This window comes from Bacteroides intestinalis DSM 17393 (assembly GCF_000172175.1).
In the GTDB taxonomy this organism is placed as follows: Bacteria; Bacteroidota; Bacteroidia; order Bacteroidales; family Bacteroidaceae; genus Bacteroides; species Bacteroides intestinalis.
Map to the genome: position 1 here is coordinate 468,378 of NZ_ABJL02000008.1, position 16,878 is coordinate 485,255.

The following is a 16,878-nucleotide window of genomic DNA, read 5'->3' on the forward strand; positions in this document are numbered from 1 at the left end:
ACAAGGAACAAAAGGCCTACATCATAGAGAAATTAGATTGCAAAACTAATTAAAAATCAGAGAATTCCCAGTTTTTAGTAAAGAGATTTTTAAAGAGAATTGCGTATCTTCCATATTCTATGTACATTTGAAAAAATAAAATAGTAAAATCATGAAAATACTTCATACCAGCGACTGGCATCTGGGACATACACTATACAACTATGACCGCAGTCGCGAGCAACAAGCATTCCTGAAACAACTCACCCGCATTGTTGCAGAAGAAAAACCAGATGCAATGGTAGTCAGCGGAGACATCTACCACTACTCCACCCCATCGGCAAGTACCCAGAAGATGTACACAGACGGTATGCTCGAAATTCACAGGGCATGCCCCGGAATGACAATTGTAGTAACTGCCGGAAACCACGACAGCAGTTCGAAATTAGAGATAGACAGTAGTCTGTGGAACCATTTCGGTGTAAAGGTAGTAGGAAACATAGAACGAAACCAGGAAGAAGTTAATCTGGAAAAACATATCGTGGAAGTGAAAGATGAAAGAGGAATACTAAAAGGATATATTATAGCCGTACCTCACGTCTATCCGCAGAATTTCCCGATACTGGACACAGAAACACCCCGCGAAGAACGGCAGACACGCTTTTTCCAAGCATTGCAGGATGAAGTAGAGAAAATGAATGCGGAAAAACTGCCTGTTGTATTGATGGCGCACCTTTCCATAGAAGGCAGTGACCAAACGGGACATGATGAAACCGTAGGCGGAATAGAATATGTCCCTATCAATGCAATGGGTGGAGGATACGATTATCTGGCACTCGGTCACATCCATTGCCCACAGAACATTAAAGGAAGCAGGCATTGTGCACGGTATTGTGGCACTCCCCTGCCTGTCAGCTTCGACGAGGCTTATCCACATTCTGTTTCCATTGTTGAAATACAAAGAGAAAAAGCACCTCAGATCAAAACAATTGAAATAGAGAATCCGATGCCACTCATCACGCTACCCAAGGAAGCTGTAGATTTTGAAGAAGCTATAAAACAGCTGGAGGAATACCCGGATGACAAACCGGCTTATATCCGCTTGAATGTTCTGATAAAAGACTATCTGGCGCCCGACTGCAACGAACGTGCATCGAACGCGGTAAAAGGGAAGAACTGCAAATTCTGCTATATCAAGCCCAATCGGGAGAAGCATACTTCAGATGATGAAACCAAGCATATCTCTATTCAGGAAATGCAGGAAATGTCCCCATTGGAAATAGCAAAACTTTATTTTCAGGAAGCAGAAGGAAAAGAAATGGATGAGGAACTCTGCGAACTGATGAATAGCGTAGTACAAAAGGTAAAAGAGAAAAGCATTCTGCATTAATTCCCTATAATCTGTAGTGAATCATGAAACTTCAAAAACTGACTATAAAAAATCTGGCATCCATAGAAGATGCTGTGATCGACTTTGAGAATGGACCACTGAGCGAAGAATCCCTGTTTCTGATTTGTGGGGAAACGGGTGCCGGCAAAACAACATTACTCGATGCAATTTGCTTGGCACTCTACAATGAAACGCCGCGCATGGAACGGGCAGAAAACGAAAAGTACAGGGACATAGGGCAAACTTTTTCTTCCAAGAAAGAGGATGTGTCAATAAACGACAGCCGCCAATTGATGCGCAGAAATACCAACGAGGCGTGGACGGAACTGGAGTTCACCGGTTCAAACGAGATACCTTATATTGCCAAGTGGTACGTAGCCCGTGCACACCGAAAAGCATCGGGTGCCATTCAAGATGCAAAGTGGACATTAGAGAACCGGAAAACGAATCTCCAAATCACTAAGAAAAATGAGATAAAATCCGAAATACAAGCAGCCGTAGGGTTAAGTTTTGAGCAATTCTGCCGTACTACTCTCCTGGCACAAGGAGATTTTACCAAATTTCTTCAGAGTAAGGAAAGTGAAAAATCGGATATCCTGGAGAAACTGACAGGTACCGGAATCTATTCTGAAATAGGTGCAAAGATTTACGCCATCACCAAAGAGAAACGCATAGAATATGAGAATCAGAACCAAAAACTGGAAGGTATCCATGTGCTGACTGATGAAGAGATAAATGAAATTTCCGAAACTACAACTACGCTAAATGCTGAAATCAATGGAAATACCATACAAAAGAATATAGCAGTCCTGAAACGTGACTGGCTGAAGCGGTTTGCTGAGCTTATCCTCACTCAAGAAAACCAACAAAAGAACTGGGAAACGAAAAAGGAACAATTGCAATCGGATGACTTCCTGCAAAAAGAACTATTGATAAAAGACTGGAATAATACTGCAGATGCCCGTAACTGGTTATTTTCTCTCAAACAGCAACAACAGCAACAGAAAAAAGACAGAGAGCAAACTGAAAAGTTGAAAAAGAGTTTCATCTACCTCAGTAGTGGTTGTTCCTGGCTGAAGGAAAATCTGAAAGAATTGCAAGCAAAACTAATACTTGCCGAAGAATATTTGCAAGCTCACGCCCCGCTCCTACCTATGTTCGAGCAAAGTCAGTCCATCGTTACAGACCTGAATGCTGTGCTTTCTGCTCATTCACGCATCGCTGCCTACAAAAAACAAATAGCAGAATTGTCCCGGCAGCAGCCTATCCGGGAGCAAGAACGCACGAATAAGAAAAATGACTTCAACCGGAAAAATGAAGAAAATCAGATTAAGCAGCAAGAGATAAACTTATTGAATGCCCAGCTTGAATCCATGAATCGAAATGTCCTACAGGAAAAGAAGCATGCATTGGAAACGACTAAGGAAAAGTTGCTAAAAGCCCAAAATGCCCTGATACTATTAGGAGAGAAAAAAGCAGCCCTGAACATAGCAGAAGAAAACCTAAAATCTCTGGAACTAAAGCTGCAAACCAGCAAAAAACAATACAAAGAACTAGAAAACAGGTTCGACACTAAAAAGAAAGCCTACGATGAGATCAAAATGCTCTACGACAAACAAAAAGAAGCTGTGGAAGAGTGGGCACAAGAAGCCCGTACCCGTCTTTCTGTAGGAGATATGTGCCCGGTATGTGGTCAAAAGATAGAATCACTCAGCAAGGATGAAGATTTTCAGTCTGTACTTGCCCCTATCCGGCAATCGCTGGAGACAAAAGAGAAAGAATACAAGGAAGCAGAACAAACTTTGAATAGTAACCGGACGGAGACCAGAACTTATGAGGATATGATAGCAGAGAGTCGTCTGGCAACAGATAAAGCCCGGAAAGGATATGAATTTATTCAAACTGAAGCTGAAGAAACATGCCGTCAGTGTAATATTCTAATAATCTCAAATGATACCAGAGATATCCTGGAAAGACAAATTCAAGAAAATAAACAGCACCTTGAAGACATCAATGCCAGATTGAACGAAGTACAAATCCTTTCCAACAATATCTCCCGATTGCAGTACTTAAAAGATGAACATCAGAAAATAGTGGAGGCCGCCCGAAATGCTTTCGATACTGCTGACAAGAATCTGACGAAACTGAAAAATGACATCACTAATAAACATTCGCTAATCGAAAGTGAAAAGGACATCATTCGCACCACACTGGAACGTGTTAGCCCACTTATTCTTTGGGAAGGATGGCAAACAGAATGGAGTACTGATCCTACCTCATTTATCGAACGCTTACAAAAGTCTACAGTACATTATAAACTGGCACAGGACAGGCAATCGGAATTAAAAACAACCATTTCCCTCATAGAGAAAGAGCTGGACAGTGTATCAGCAACGCAGAATCTGATCTGCACAGCATTTCCCGAATGGAAAAACCTGCCAATAGAGGAAAGGATGGAGATCAAAAATCTGGGAATGGCATGGAATACCCTGAACTCTGAAGTCAGCGGATTGAAACAAAATATCTCATCTATCCGAAAAAACATCGACGAGCTGCAAGCCAACCTTACAGTGTTCTATACTATACATCCAGATATGAACGAAGTACGCCTCATAGCTCTTTCCTCCTACTCTAGCGAGCAAATAGAGAACTTGCGTATCGGTCAACAAAGGCTTAAAAACGAAGAATTAGCCGCACAAACCGCTTTCAAGCTAACAACCAGACAACTGGAAGAGCACCAAAGCAAGAAACCGGAGATGGCAAAGGAAGAAAACCTTGAAAGTCTGGACAGCCTTATCATAGCTTTAGATGAGAAAATTGCAGTAAGCAATCAGGCCCTCATACGGCTGAAAATCCAATTGGAAGAAAACACCAAGAACATCGCCCGGATAAAGGACGAGAAGAAACGTGCGGACGAATTACGGGAAGTGTACTTGAAATGGGACCGTCTTTGCCATCACTTTGGTGACGAGAAAGGAAAGAATTTCCGAAACATCGCACAAAGTTTTGTACTGAAAGAGTTGCTCAATGGAGCAAATTTCTACCTGCAACATCTCACCAAGCGCTACGAATTGGAGTGCCAGGCTGGTTCACTCACTATCTTGCTACGCGATTTTTATCAGGGAGGCACACCACGTCCAGCCTGCACCCTGTCCGGCGGAGAGAGCTTTCTGGTATCTTTATCACTCGCCTTAGGACTCTCTGCCCTCAGCCGCCACAGCCTGTCAGTAGATACACTGTTTATCGATGAAGGATTTGGAACACTGAGCAGCGATTATCTGAATACAGTGATGGATACTTTGGAAAAGCTACACCAAATGGGTGGCAAGAAAGTAGGCATCATCAGTCATGTAGAAGGGCTGCGTGAACGGATCAAAACCCAAATTCAGGTAAAGCGAATCGATAATTCGAGAAGTGAGATTAAAATTTCGAATTATGAATTGTGAACTATAAATTATGAATGGCTGCGCAATCATCCGCACGGCAATTCATAATTTATAATTTAAAATTCATAATTACTATATTATTACCTATTTTTGTAGCAACTATTAATAGAAGAAGACAATGAAAAAGTTCATAAAAGGAGTCCGGTTTGCTCCTAAAAATTATTCCGACGAAGTAGAAGAAAAAATTCAGCACTATAAAAAGGAAGGCTACAAATTACCGTCACGCCATTTATTGCGTACTGAGGAGCAATTGGCAGGTATTCGTGAAAGCGCAAAAATCAATACTGCATTGCTGGATTATATCTCGGCAAATATCCGTGAAGGGATGTCGACAGCAGAAATAGATCATATGGTATATGAATTTACCACAGATCATGATGCCATTCCGGCCCCTTTCATGTACGAAGGTTTCCCTAAAAGTGTATGTACAAGCATCAATGATGTCGTATGCCATGGTATACCGAGTACCAAAGAGTTTCTGCGTAACGGAGATATTGTGAACGTGGATGTTTCGACTATTTATAAAGGATATTTCTCGGATGCTTCACGCATGTACATGATTGGAGAAGTGAAACCGGAACTGCAACGCCTGGTACAAGTGGCAAAAGAATGTCGTGACATAGGCGTACAGACAGCACAACCTTGGGCACGCCTCGGAGATGTAGGCGCAGCCATTCAGGAGCATGCCGAGAAAAACGGATATAGTGTAGTACGCGATTTGTGCGGGCACGGTGTAGGAATTAAGTTCCATGAAGAACCGGACGTAGAACACTTTGGCAAGCGCGGTACGGGAATGCTTATCGTTCCGGGAATGACTTTCACCATCGAACCGATGATAAATATGGGAACTTATGAAGTCTTCATTGATGAAGCCGACGGATGGACAGTCTGCACTGACGACGGGCTCCCCTCAGCACAGTGGGAAAGCATGATTTTGATTACTGAGAATGGCAACGAAATACTGACTGAATAAGCATGGATATTGTTTTCCTGATTATCGGACTCATCGTAGGTGCCGGCATAGGTTACTTAATAGCCGGACGAAAAAGTGCTGCCCTATCCGCACAACTGCAAGCCACCCGCGAACGCGAGGAGTTACTGAATCGTACGGTAGAAGAACGGATTTCACGTGAAAAAGCCATAACAACCGAACGGCTGGCAGAGCAGGAAAAATCTTTCAATCTGAGATTGGCAGAACAACAGAAACAATGGGAAGAGCGCCTGAAATTGCAAGTAGAAGAAGCGGAAGCCTTACACAAACGTATGAGCACAGAGTTCGAAAATCTCTCCAACCGGATTTTCAAGAGTAAGGCAGAGGATTTTACTAAGCTAAATTCAGAACATCTCAACAATTTGCTCCGTCCCTTGGGAGAAAACCTAAAAGACTTCCGGGAAAAGGTGGAACAAGTGTATGACAAAGAGTCAAAACAACGTTTTTCTTTGGAAGAACGCATCAAGGATCTGGTAGAATTGAATAATCGCATCAGTGAGGATGCCAACAACCTGACCCGTGCTTTGAAAGGTGACTCCAAGATACAGGGTAACTGGGGAGAAATGATACTGGAACGCCTGTTGCAAGCCTCCGGGTTGATAGAAGGTGAACACTACTTCCGTCAGGAATTCCTAAAAAACGAGCAAGGTGAAATGCTGACCAATGAAGAAAGCGGTCAGAAAATGCAGCCGGATATTATTGTTAGGTATCCGGACGACCGGGAAATGATTATCGACTCTAAAGTGTCGCTAACTGCCTATGCTGCTTATAATTCGGCCGAAAATAAAGATGAAGAGGCACGCTGGCTAAAGGCACATCTGCAATCGGTACGAGCTCACGTCGATGAACTCAGTCAGAAGGATTACTCACATTATGACGCTAAAGCACCGGACTTTGTAATGATGTTTATTCCCACTGAAGCAGCCTATCTGACAGCCATTAAAGCGGATACTAATTTATGGGAGTATGCTTATAAAAAGAAGGTGGTATTAATGAGCCCTACCAATCTGATCAGCGCACTCCGCCTCTCTCTCGACCTCTGGAAACGGGAAAATCAAGTAAAGAACGTGCAGGATATCATCAAAAGAGGAACGTTGCTTTACGAAAAGATTGCCGGATTTACAGATACTTTCCTGCGTATCGGCGACAGTCTGAACGGGATGCAGAGAGATTATGACAAGGCATACAACCAGCTCTCTGATGGCAACGGTAGTGTGGTAAGGCAAGCAGAACTTCTGCGTAACATGAGTCTTACTCCTAAAAAACGGATATCAGCAAGGTTGCTGCCTCAGGAAGAAGAATCAGAAGAAGAGGAAACCGAACCAATGAAATAGACATTCAAAATAAGATATATAAAACATGAAAATACTGAAAGACCGTATCCTGAAGGATGGGAAATGCTACCCGGGAGGCATACTGAAAGTAGACAATTTCATCAATCACCAAATGGACCCTATTTTGATGAAATCTATCGGTGTGGAGTTTATCAGACGCTTTGCCTCTACCCCAATCAACAAAATTATCACAGTAGAGGCCAGTGGCATTGCTCCTGCCATCATGGTAGGTTATCTATTGGAACTACCCGTAGTTTTCGCCAAAAAGAAAAAGCCCAGTACCATGGAAAATATGTTGGTGACCTCTGTTTATTCTTTCACCAAACAACGCTCGTATGATGTATGTGTCAGTGAAGATTTTCTTCGTCCGGGCGACCGGGTACTCTTTATAGACGATTTCCTAGCCAATGGAAATGCAGCCAAAGGTATTATGGAGCTTGTGAAACAGGCCGGTGCCGAACTGGTAGGTATGGGCTTCATTATAGAAAAGGCTTTTCAACATGGAGGAGATGAACTGCGTGAGCAAGGTATACATGTGGAATCCCTGGCGATTATTGAAAGTCTGGATAATTGCGAAATAAAGATTAGATAAAAATATATTTCATCATACATCTATTAACTTACAGCCGGCTCGTTGATTCATGAACGAATTCGGCTGTAAATTAATAGCTGGGGTATATCTCAATTCAGTAAAGCATTATTTATCGGATAAAGTTTTCCGAATAACTTCTTTCACATCTTGCACTATTCCCATAGTTACATCTTTATCAAACTTCAGTCCCACTGATAATCCAACGCTATTGGCAATCGTTTTGTAATCCTTTAGCTTTAATTCCAATTCCTGAAGAGAAGGATTCTTTATCACTGCGCTTATACCTCCTCTCGGATACAAAGATACTTCTATAGGTAAAAATACATCCGAAGCCGTCTTATATTTAGAACTGTAAACCTTAGGTTCTCCAAAAGAAACGAATATAGGAAGCAAACTATCCAAACGAGCCTCGGAAACTCCGCCCAATTCTTTGGAAATTTCTCCACGAACTTGTAGATAAGCCTCTTTTATGGTACGCAGATAAGAAGTGATAGCAGTGGATGATGAACCACGGTCGTACCTTACAAATAAGCCGGGAATCCATTTTTTGTCCGTATTCGCAACTTTCCGATACTCTTTCCTCAAGAGATCCTTAAGGCGGACTGACAAGGTTTCCACATCATATTCCTTAATCAACTCCTGATTCAGCATCATCTTATTATTCATGTTCACAAAGAAACTATAAAAAGTTCCCGTCGGGTTTTCAATCTGATACTCCTTCTTTCCACCCACAGCATCTTCTGCCTTACGCTCGAAAAATGCTTCCAACTGTTGCAATTCGCTCTCCTGAACCGAATTTTGTTTCACACTCACAGGCGTGTTTATCGCCTGTCCCATTGTTTTCTTCACTTCTGGTCGCGCAAAAGCATAAAGCGTCCCAGCAGCTACAGGCACAAAAAGCAATAGCTTCAAACGTGCCCAATTGTTTGTTCTTCTTTTTAACATCATAGTGATACGATTTTTAAGTTTGCTGTGATTGAATCCACAAGCCATAGAGTAGAGCCTTGTACCTACGGATTTTTTCACTAACAAAAGTTGATATTCTGTTGCATCGATGCCATTATTAATAACGCCATTATCGGCTTCATACTCGTGCACTTCACGAAGTTCACGCATCAGGAGCCATGCGGCAGGATTGAACCAATGGAATATCAGGATACATTCCATCCAAAGTAAATCCAATGTATGCCTATGTTGCAGGTGCATTTGTTCATGCAACAAGATTTCTCCGGGATTCCGTTCATAATCTTCTTGTGACAGAACAATCATATTCCCCCAACTGAAAGAAACGATCTTCTCAGGGCAGATAATCAATTTATATTTCCCATAATTACAGGCGGGGTAACTATGAATGAGCCGGCGCATACGGACAGTAGAAAACAAAAGAAAGGTAAGTACAACCAAAGCTCCAATAAAATAACAACCACCTAACAGTAAAGTCACAGGGATAGCATGAATCACATTGGCATGATTTTCTTCTGTATCCTCTCCTTTCCCTGTCATAAAAAGGTTTGCTTCTCCTGACAAATGTTTTTCATCAACGCCTCCTTTTCTTTCAATATTCACTTCTTTTTCAGTCAATAAATGTCTTACGGCAGTTATCGGCAACTGCAAAGTTGTATATTGAGGAACATCTATTTGCAGCAATGGGAGTAATGTGCATGCCACTGTTCCCATCAACAGTAAATAACGGTTCGTACGAAACAGCGTATCTTTCCTGAAAAACAATCTGAACAGAAGGTACAGGATTGTCAGGCATAAGGTAGACTCAAATATATAAAACAATATAGTTCCCATGATCTATTTATTTTCCGAGTATAACTCTATTTCTATCTGCTCGACTTTTTACTTTCTATTTCCGCGATCAACGCTTTTAACTCGTCTACCGACATACCTTCTTCTTCAATAAATGCAGATACGACATTGGTATAAGAGTTATTATAGTATTGAGCCACCACATCATTCAGTGCAGAACGCTTATATTCTTTGTCGGAAACAACCGCATAATACTGATACGTATTACCATAAGCCCTGTATTTCACAAATCCTTTGTCCTCCAGCCCTCTCACCAAGGTAGATACGGTATTATAATGTGGTTTAGGCTCCTCATAAAAGGCCAACAATTCACGAACAAACATCGGACCATGTTCCCAGAACATTTGCATGATCTCTTCTTCTTTGGCAGTTAATCGTTTCATAATCTTTTCAAGTTTACTTGGGTGAATGGCACAAAGATAGAAATTAGTTTTAAACAAACAACTAATTCTATTAGTTATTCAACTAATACAAGAAGTAGTTTAACTAATATTATTAGTAGATAGTCAATACACATTATTATATATGCGGATCAAGAGTTGAATCCTGTTCATTATTGCAGGATTATGAACACAATCCCACTCCTGATCCGCATAAATAATATTAAGTTTCAGAGGTTAAGCCGCCGCATCGCCACTTTTATTCCTTTTCGCTGCGACGGTTAAGGAAAATTGTAGTAAGTACTTATTCTTTCCATCATGGAGAAAGTTGCTTTCCATCATGGGGAAACTTTCTTTCCACCATGGTGGAAAGAAAGAAACTCCACGGTGGAAAGAATAAACGTTCGGATGGAAAAGCCTAACCGTTGGAAGGAAAAAAGCATAGGAATGCCTAAGAAAAGAATTAGCTATTGCATTTAGTTCATTACTTATCTCTAATGAGATAAGTAATTTAGCTCAACAGCGGATGGAGTGAATTTCACTTTCAATCGATGTTAATTATGAATCAGTTACGAGCTACGGGCTACAAGTACCTTTCTGAACAGAACGCAGCTACTTTATCACCCTATCACCTTAACACTCTCTTATTCCTTCTGCACCGATCAAATTCAACTCCTGATTCACATGATATATAGAAAAAGAGAATATGTCATACTCTTATTTATACTTTCTTTTTCTTCGGCAATACTTGATTCAGCACCACATATCCGAGTATTCCGGCAATAATAGTACCACACAATACACCGAATTTAGCCTGATTCAGCAATTCCGGATAAGCACCGGAAAAAGAAAGATTAGCTATAAACAATGACACTGTAAACCCAATGCCCCCCAACAGCGAAACTCCTGCAATATTCTTCCAGTTCATACCTTCAGGCATTCGGGTAAGTCCACTTTTGATAGTCAGCCAGGTGAAAAGGTAAATCCCCAGAAACTTACCAATAAGAAGCCCCATGCCGACAGCAAGACTCACATTCCCTATAACTTCTCCACTACCGCCAAGAACCACTCCCGCATTAGCAAAGGCAAATAAAGGAAGAATAACAAAATTCACAACCCCATGCAGATTATCCTCCAAAGATTGTAAAGGGCTTATCACGCGATCCGAAGCTCGCTCCACTTGCTTCAATGTAGCAATCTGCTCATTTGTCAATACTATATTATCAGACTGCACGATCGGGAAAGAACTGACAATAGCCCGGATACGCCGGATATATTTACCTGCATCCAATCGCGGACGGGCAGGTATAACAAATGCAAGTATCACACCGGATATTGTACTGTGAATACCGGATTGCAGGAATAAATACCAGATAATAATGCCAAAGAAAAGAAAGAATATCTTCTGCGTCATACCAAACTTGCCCATATAATACAAAAAGATATAAAGGATGGCAGCCACAATCAAATAACCGTAAGCAACTTCAGAACTATAAAAAATGGCAATCACCAGAATACCACCAATATCATCTACTACAGCAAAGGCAGTCAGGAAAATCTTCAAGCTCAATGGTACGCGCTTACCCAACAAACTAAGTACTCCTAAGGAAAAAGCAATATCCGTAGCCATAGGAATAGCCATACCTTGTGTTTCAGGAGTATCAGGATTTACTAGAAGAAAATAAACTACAACCGGAAGTATCATTCCCCCGCATGCTGCAATAAATGGTAGAATGGCCTTTCGAAAAGAAGACAATTCGCCAACCAGTAATTCACGTTTTATCTCTAATCCTACAGCCAGAAAGAAAATCGTCATCAAGCAATCATTGATAAACTCGATCATCGTAAGATTATGACCGCCATGCGAAAGCAGATTAAAATCGCCTATACGCAAATGCAACTCTTGCGACAGGAAGCTCTGATACACAGGAGCTAATGAAGAATTGGCAACAACAGCTGCCAAAATAGCCGTCAGGAATAATAAAATACTCGCCACTACATTCAATGCCGAAAAGTTTTTCACAGTACGTAGAATAATCATATGTTCGATTTAAGTATTAGATTTCCAAAAGAATGCCCGGCGCTGTTAATGAGCTATTCCTGATAGCTCATTAATGCCAGTTTTTTAACCCAGAGCACAAATATACCTGTTAATATTAAATTTAACACAATAGTAAGTACAGAAATTACTAATGCCGGACCACCCAGATTGTAACCCAACGCAATAAAAATAACTCCTGCCCCTACTTCACCGCGAGTAAACATACCAATGGAAAGTGCCAGACGTTCACTCAACTTACGATCACGATAGAAGAATACCGGGAATAATTTACCGACATTGGAAAGTAACGATACAATAACCACATGTACAATAATCAGTGCCCAAGGCATCATTTCCTGTGAACCTGTTATAGAAGCCAGCCCTATATCGCCGGGAAGGCTGATTCCCTGAAGCGGAGGCATACTCATACCTACCAGGAACATAAAGATAAATGAAATTCCTGTCGAAGCTTTACGTTCCCAAGCCGTATCAATATCCTTATGCTTCATGACCATACCCAGGACGAATGCCGGAAGCAATACCTCAATATGAATGCTGGCATCCTCGCCATATAAGTTCTTGGTAATAAGATAGAGCGATTGAGTGGCAGCAAATACCAGAACGGAATAAAACAGAATGGCTTTCCAATCCTGCCTCATATTATATTTACTCAGTTTCTTCCAACCGAAAGAAAGCAACAGAAAGACGATAAGGATAATAACCAACAACTGCCAGCGCGGTCCGATCATCATTATTTGCAAAGGAATCATTAAAAGGATGGTATCCAGATCATCAAAGATAGCCAACACCTGAATCTTCTTGTAGATCCAGCTGGACTTCAGTCCAATAGCCGCCAACATAGTGAATAATATACCTGCGGAAGTAGGAGCTGCAAAACGACTCAGCAATAAGTTTTCTTTCCATGCCTCCCAACTATCCCAGTATTCCGGTGGAAGTAAAACGAAAATATAATAAATAGCAATCAGAAACCAAGGCATGGCTGCTGTAGCCATTGCGACAAAATAATCTTTTGCGTATGTTTGCCATCGGGACTTGTCCACTTCGAACTCACGTCCCACATTAATCATAATGAATCCCAGACAAATATACAACAACACATTAGATACGGTTTTCACCGTACTATAATCACTTCCTGACCATGCAGGCAGATACTGCGCTATAAAGAGACCTACCACCAGGAAGGCCGAAAACGATAGAACTTTTCTCATTTATTATTAGTTAGAATTTTCAAAACAAAGGGGATTGCCAAGACAGTCCTACAGAAAGAGAACAATCCCCAGACTAATATGAATCTGCTTTTATGATTTTTTATATTAATCTAATTTCAACACCGCAAGGAACGCTTTCTGTGGCACTTCCACATTACCAATCTGCTTCATACGTTTCTTTCCTCTCTTCTGCTTTTCCAACAGCTTTCTCTTACGACTGACGTCACCACCATAACATTTCGCCGTAACATCTTTGCGTACTGCCTTAATCGTCTCACGAGAAATGATTTTAGCTCCGATAGCCGCTTGGATAGCAATATCAAACTGCTGTCTCGGGATCAGGTCTTTCAGCTTCTCGCACATGCGGCGTCCCAAATCATACGCATTGTCGAAATGTGTTAGTGTTGAAAGGGCATCCACCGGCTCGCCATTCAGCAAGATGTCCAGTTTTACCAACTTGGACGGACGGAAACCACTGGCATGGTAATCAAAAGAGGCATATCCTTTCGAAATACTTTTCAGTTTATCATAAAAGTCAATCACAATTTCTCCCAAAGGCATGTCGTAATAGATCTCCACACGATTACCGGAAATATATTCCTGCTTCACCAGTTCACCACGTTTACCCAGACACAAGGTCATGATAGGACCGATATAATCTGTGGTTGTGATAACGGAAGCACGGATATAAGGCTCCTCAATATGGTCGATCAAAGTAGGATCGGGCATACTTCCAGGGTTATGCACCTCTGTCATATGACCTTGTTTATCGTAAATATTATAAGAAACGTTCGGCACAGTGGTTATCACATTCATGTCAAATTCACGGTCAAGTCGCTCCTGCACAATCTCCATGTGCAACAGTCCCAGGAATCCGCAACGGAATCCGAAGCCCAACGCCAACGAGGATTCAGGCTGGAAAGTCAGTGATGCATCGTTCAATTGCAGTTTTTCCAAAGAGGAACGCAAGTCTTCAAAGTCTTCCGCTTCAATAGGATATACACCGGCAAAAACCATCGGCTTCACTTCCTCGAAACCTGCAATAGCTTCTTTACATGGGCGGGCAATGTGAGTAATCGTATCTCCCACCTTTACCTCTTTAGAGGTTTTAATACCGGAAATAATGTATCCCACGTCACCAGTACGCAGTTCCTGACGTGCCACCATTTCCATCTTGAGCACACCGATTTCATCAGCATCATATTCTTTACCGGTATTGAAGAATTTCACCTTATCTCCCTTACGGATCACACCGTTTACTATCTTGAAGTAAGCAATGATACCACGGAAAGAATTGAATACAGAGTCAAAAATCAAAGCCTGCAACGGTGCTTCCTCATCACCTTCGGGATGAGGAATACGCTCGATAACCGCAGCCAGAATTTCTTCTACCCCCATACCCGTCTTACCGGAAGCACGGATTATCTCACTGCGCTTGCAGCCAAGCAACTCTACGATTTCATCCTCTACCTCTTCAGGCATGGCACTCGCCATATCGCACTTATTGATGACCGGAATAATTTCCAGATCATGCTCGATTGCCATATAAAGATTGGAGATTGTTTGTGCCTGTACACCCTGCGAAGCGTCTACAATCAGCAATGCACCTTCACAAGCGGCAATAGAACGGGAAACTTCATACGAAAAGTCTACGTGCCCCGGAGTATCAATCAGATTCAGAATATACTTTTCACCCTTGTACGTATACTCCATCTGAATGGCATGGCTCTTAATGGTGATACCTCTCTCTTTTTCCAGATCCATATCATCCAGCATCTGTCCTCCGGTCACCTGTATGGTGTTGGTATATTCAAGCAGACGGTCAGCTAAAGTAGACTTACCATGATCGATGTGGGCAATAATGCAAAAGTTACGTATATTATTCTTCATCTTCTATAATTATCTATTAAATGCGGGCGCAAAGATAATGAAAAAGATGAGGTTTTGAAAGTGATTTATTCAATATCCGAAGTTGTAAATGTCTATATATCCCAGAACTATTCCATCATTCTACTGTTATGTATGGACAATAACCTAAACCATATAACTGAAATGAAAAAATTTGTTATTCTAGCATTCTCTTTATTATTACTTGCAGGATGTTCCAAAAATGAAATAATCATTTATGAATCATCCCCCGGAACCAATGATCCCGGTAACGGACAAACCTCACAAAAAGAAGATATACTCATCACATTTTCCGCTTCACTTGAAAGTCGTAAGGTAACCAGATCCATGTCTCCTATGCCCAAAGGATTAGTAAGCCAAATATATGCTTTTGAAACGACAGACAAGAATTTTAATGATCCGTTTGCCGAAGGGCTATATTCAACAGTTTCAGCTGGTACATTAACGGGGATGAAAGGATACAAAATGTATTTGAGTAACGGCTCTTATAACATGTATGCATTTTCAGAAAATTCTTCTACTTATCCTCCGAGTCTAACCGATGGAATATCGGCTCCGCTAAAGAATGGCGTAGATTATTTATGGTGGGAAAATCTGGACCAAGATATCACAGCTTCACAAATTCACATGCCCATTGTTTTTCAGCATATAGCTACTCAGGTCGTAGTTGACCTGTCAGCAGGTGAAGGATTACAGCTTGACAGTTTAGTATCGGCAACTATTCTTCCGCCTACTCCTGGCGCCAGCCTTGATATAGAAACCGGTATTATCGAAGCAACCGACACTTATGACACAACTCCACTTAATATGGGCAAGAATGGATTTCTCGCACAGGCCATTGTCTTACCAACCCGTGCAACCACCCCAATGTCAATGACACTAAAAATTCTCGCAGATGGAGAAACCACACCACGTACCTATACCGGAAGTATCCCTATCCCGGGTAAACTGGCCGGTGGATTTTCTTATGTCTTCAGCGCCATTATAGACGGAAATTCCGTATCGTTCCCCAATGTCAGCATTAAAGACTGGACCGAAGTAGACGAATCAGGCAATCCGATTTATCCGATACAAAAATAAGAGGAGATCACTCTTTATTATCAAAATACAACAACAAAATAGAAAATATGGAAACCCCAATATCTGAAATCAGAAGAGAATACAGCAAAGGCAAGCTGACACAATGCACTATCCACGACAATCCTTTTGAGCAATTCGTGGAATGGCTAGATGATGCTATCATTCACAAAGAAGATGAACCTACCGCTATGATAGTAGCAACAGTTTCAGCAGAAGGGTTCCCCTCCACGCGCACCGTTTTGTTGAAAGGGGTAGAAAACAACCAATTTATATTCTTCACTAATTACGAAAGCCGAAAGGGAAAACAATTAGCAGGCAATCCATATATTTCCCTTTCTTTCGTATGGCACAAATTGGAAAGACAGGTACACATTGAAGGCAAAGCCGAAAAATGCCCCGATAAAGTTTCGGATACTTACTTTGCCACCAGGCCATATAAAAGCAAGATAGGTGCAAGAATATCTCCGCAAAGCCAGGTGATAAGCAGCCGTATGGAGATTATGCGAGCCTTCGTGAAAGAAGTCTTCAAGCTGGCAGGCCGCGATATTAAACGTCCCGATAATTGGGGTGGTTTTGCTGTAACCCCTACCCGCTTCGAGTTTTGGCAAGGGCGGGAAAGCCGTCTGCACGACCGCATCCAATATATACTTCAGAAAGATGGCAACTGGATACAGGAAAGACTAGCTCCTTAAA

Annotated in this window: 12 protein-coding genes; 7 read left to right on the forward strand and 5 right to left on the reverse strand. The window is 41.6% G+C overall.

Features of this window, described 5'->3' with window-relative positions; genetic code table 11:
• The first annotated feature begins 151 nt into the window (after positions 1-151).
• The 5 genes from BACINT_RS11435 (at position 152) to xpt (ending at position 7,732) form a co-directional block, all read left to right on the forward strand.
• Positions 152-1,369 (forward strand): exonuclease SbcCD subunit D, encoded by a 1,218-nt coding sequence (locus tag BACINT_RS11435; protein WP_007663139.1) that lies wholly within the window; start codon positions 152-154, stop codon positions 1,367-1,369.
• Positions 1,370-1,392: 23 nt separating this feature from the next.
• Positions 1,393-4,815 carry an AAA family ATPase gene (locus tag BACINT_RS11440; protein ID WP_007663141.1) on the forward strand — a complete coding sequence of 1,141 codons (3,423 nt, stop codon included), beginning with the start codon at positions 1,393-1,395 and terminating at the stop codon, positions 4,813-4,815.
• A 118-nt stretch (positions 4,816-4,933) separates the two neighbouring features.
• Positions 4,934-5,788: a type I methionyl aminopeptidase gene (gene map, locus BACINT_RS11445; RefSeq protein WP_007663142.1), complete on the forward strand. Its 855-nt coding sequence runs from the start codon at positions 4,934-4,936 to the stop codon at positions 5,786-5,788.
• 2 nt (positions 5,789-5,790) lie between these two features.
• Positions 5,791-7,140 (forward strand): DNA recombination protein RmuC, encoded by a 1,350-nt coding sequence (gene rmuC, locus BACINT_RS11450; RefSeq protein WP_007663144.1) that lies wholly within the window; start codon positions 5,791-5,793, stop codon positions 7,138-7,140.
• A 25-nt stretch (positions 7,141-7,165) separates the two neighbouring features.
• Positions 7,166-7,732: a xanthine phosphoribosyltransferase gene (gene xpt / locus BACINT_RS11455; RefSeq protein WP_007663146.1), complete on the forward strand. Its 567-nt coding sequence runs from the start codon at positions 7,166-7,168 to the stop codon at positions 7,730-7,732.
• A gap of 105 nt (positions 7,733-7,837) precedes the next feature.
• Here xpt and BACINT_RS11460 read toward each other — a convergent pair whose 3' ends face one another.
• From BACINT_RS11460 to lepA, 5 genes are all read right to left on the reverse strand, one after another.
• On the reverse strand, positions 7,838-9,529 hold the full coding sequence (locus BACINT_RS11460) for a M56 family metallopeptidase (protein WP_044155005.1): 1,692 nt from the start codon (positions 9,527-9,529) through the stop codon (positions 7,838-7,840).
• 32 nt (positions 9,530-9,561) lie between these two features.
• Positions 9,562-9,930 carry a BlaI/MecI/CopY family transcriptional regulator gene (locus BACINT_RS11465; protein ID WP_007663150.1) on the reverse strand — a complete coding sequence of 123 codons (369 nt, stop codon included), beginning with the start codon at positions 9,928-9,930 and terminating at the stop codon, positions 9,562-9,564.
• A 718-nt stretch (positions 9,931-10,648) separates the two neighbouring features.
• Entirely contained in the window at positions 10,649-11,968 is a 1,320-nt protein-coding gene (gene nhaA, locus BACINT_RS11470) for a Na+/H+ antiporter NhaA (protein ID WP_007663154.1), read from the reverse strand.
• 53 nt (positions 11,969-12,021) lie between these two features.
• The gene (locus tag BACINT_RS11475) at positions 12,022-13,197 is read right to left on the reverse strand and encodes a cation:proton antiporter family protein (protein ID WP_007663156.1); all 1,176 of its coding nucleotides are present in this window, start codon (positions 13,195-13,197) and stop codon (positions 12,022-12,024) included.
• 105 nt (positions 13,198-13,302) lie between these two features.
• On the reverse strand, positions 13,303-15,087 hold the full coding sequence (gene lepA, locus BACINT_RS11480; RefSeq protein ID WP_007663158.1) for a translation elongation factor 4: 1,785 nt from the start codon (positions 15,085-15,087) through the stop codon (positions 13,303-13,305).
• Between the two features lie 162 nt (positions 15,088-15,249).
• Here lepA and BACINT_RS11485 point away from each other — a divergent pair, with 162 nt between their 5' ends.
• Both BACINT_RS11485 and pdxH read left to right on the forward strand, forming a co-directional pair.
• Entirely contained in the window at positions 15,250-16,185 is a 936-nt protein-coding gene (locus BACINT_RS11485) for a fimbrillin family protein (protein WP_044155216.1), read from the forward strand.
• Between the two features lie 47 nt (positions 16,186-16,232).
• On the forward strand, positions 16,233-16,877 hold the full coding sequence (gene pdxH / locus BACINT_RS11490; RefSeq protein WP_007663162.1) for a pyridoxamine 5'-phosphate oxidase: 645 nt from the start codon (positions 16,233-16,235) through the stop codon (positions 16,875-16,877).
• The last annotated feature ends 1 nt before the right edge of the window (position 16,878 follow it).

Bases quoted from the DNA above. Each gene is read 5' to 3' on its own strand.
- BACINT_RS11435 (WP_007663139.1), top strand. From the start codon at position 152: ATGAAAATACTTCATACCAGCGACTGGCATCTGGGACATACACTATAC.
- BACINT_RS11440 (WP_007663141.1), top strand. From the start codon at position 1,393: ATGAAACTTCAAAAACTGACTATAAAAAATCTGGCATCCATAGAAGAT.
- map (WP_007663142.1), top strand. From the start codon at position 4,934: ATGAAAAAGTTCATAAAAGGAGTCCGGTTTGCTCCTAAAAATTATTCC.
- rmuC (WP_007663144.1), top strand. From the start codon at position 5,791: ATGGATATTGTTTTCCTGATTATCGGACTCATCGTAGGTGCCGGCATA.
- xpt (WP_007663146.1), top strand. From the start codon at position 7,166: ATGAAAATACTGAAAGACCGTATCCTGAAGGATGGGAAATGCTACCCG.
- BACINT_RS11460 (WP_044155005.1), bottom strand. From the start codon at position 9,529: ATGGGAACTATATTGTTTTATATATTTGAGTCTACCTTATGCCTGACA.
- BACINT_RS11465 (WP_007663150.1), bottom strand. From the start codon at position 9,930: ATGAAACGATTAACTGCCAAAGAAGAAGAGATCATGCAAATGTTCTGG.
- nhaA (WP_007663154.1), bottom strand. From the start codon at position 11,968: ATGATTATTCTACGTACTGTGAAAAACTTTTCGGCATTGAATGTAGTG.
- BACINT_RS11475 (WP_007663156.1), bottom strand. From the start codon at position 13,197: ATGAGAAAAGTTCTATCGTTTTCGGCCTTCCTGGTGGTAGGTCTCTTT.
- lepA (WP_007663158.1), bottom strand. From the start codon at position 15,087: ATGAAGAATAATATACGTAACTTTTGCATTATTGCCCACATCGATCAT.
- BACINT_RS11485 (WP_044155216.1), top strand. From the start codon at position 15,250: ATGAAAAAATTTGTTATTCTAGCATTCTCTTTATTATTACTTGCAGGA.
- pdxH (WP_007663162.1), top strand. From the start codon at position 16,233: ATGGAAACCCCAATATCTGAAATCAGAAGAGAATACAGCAAAGGCAAG.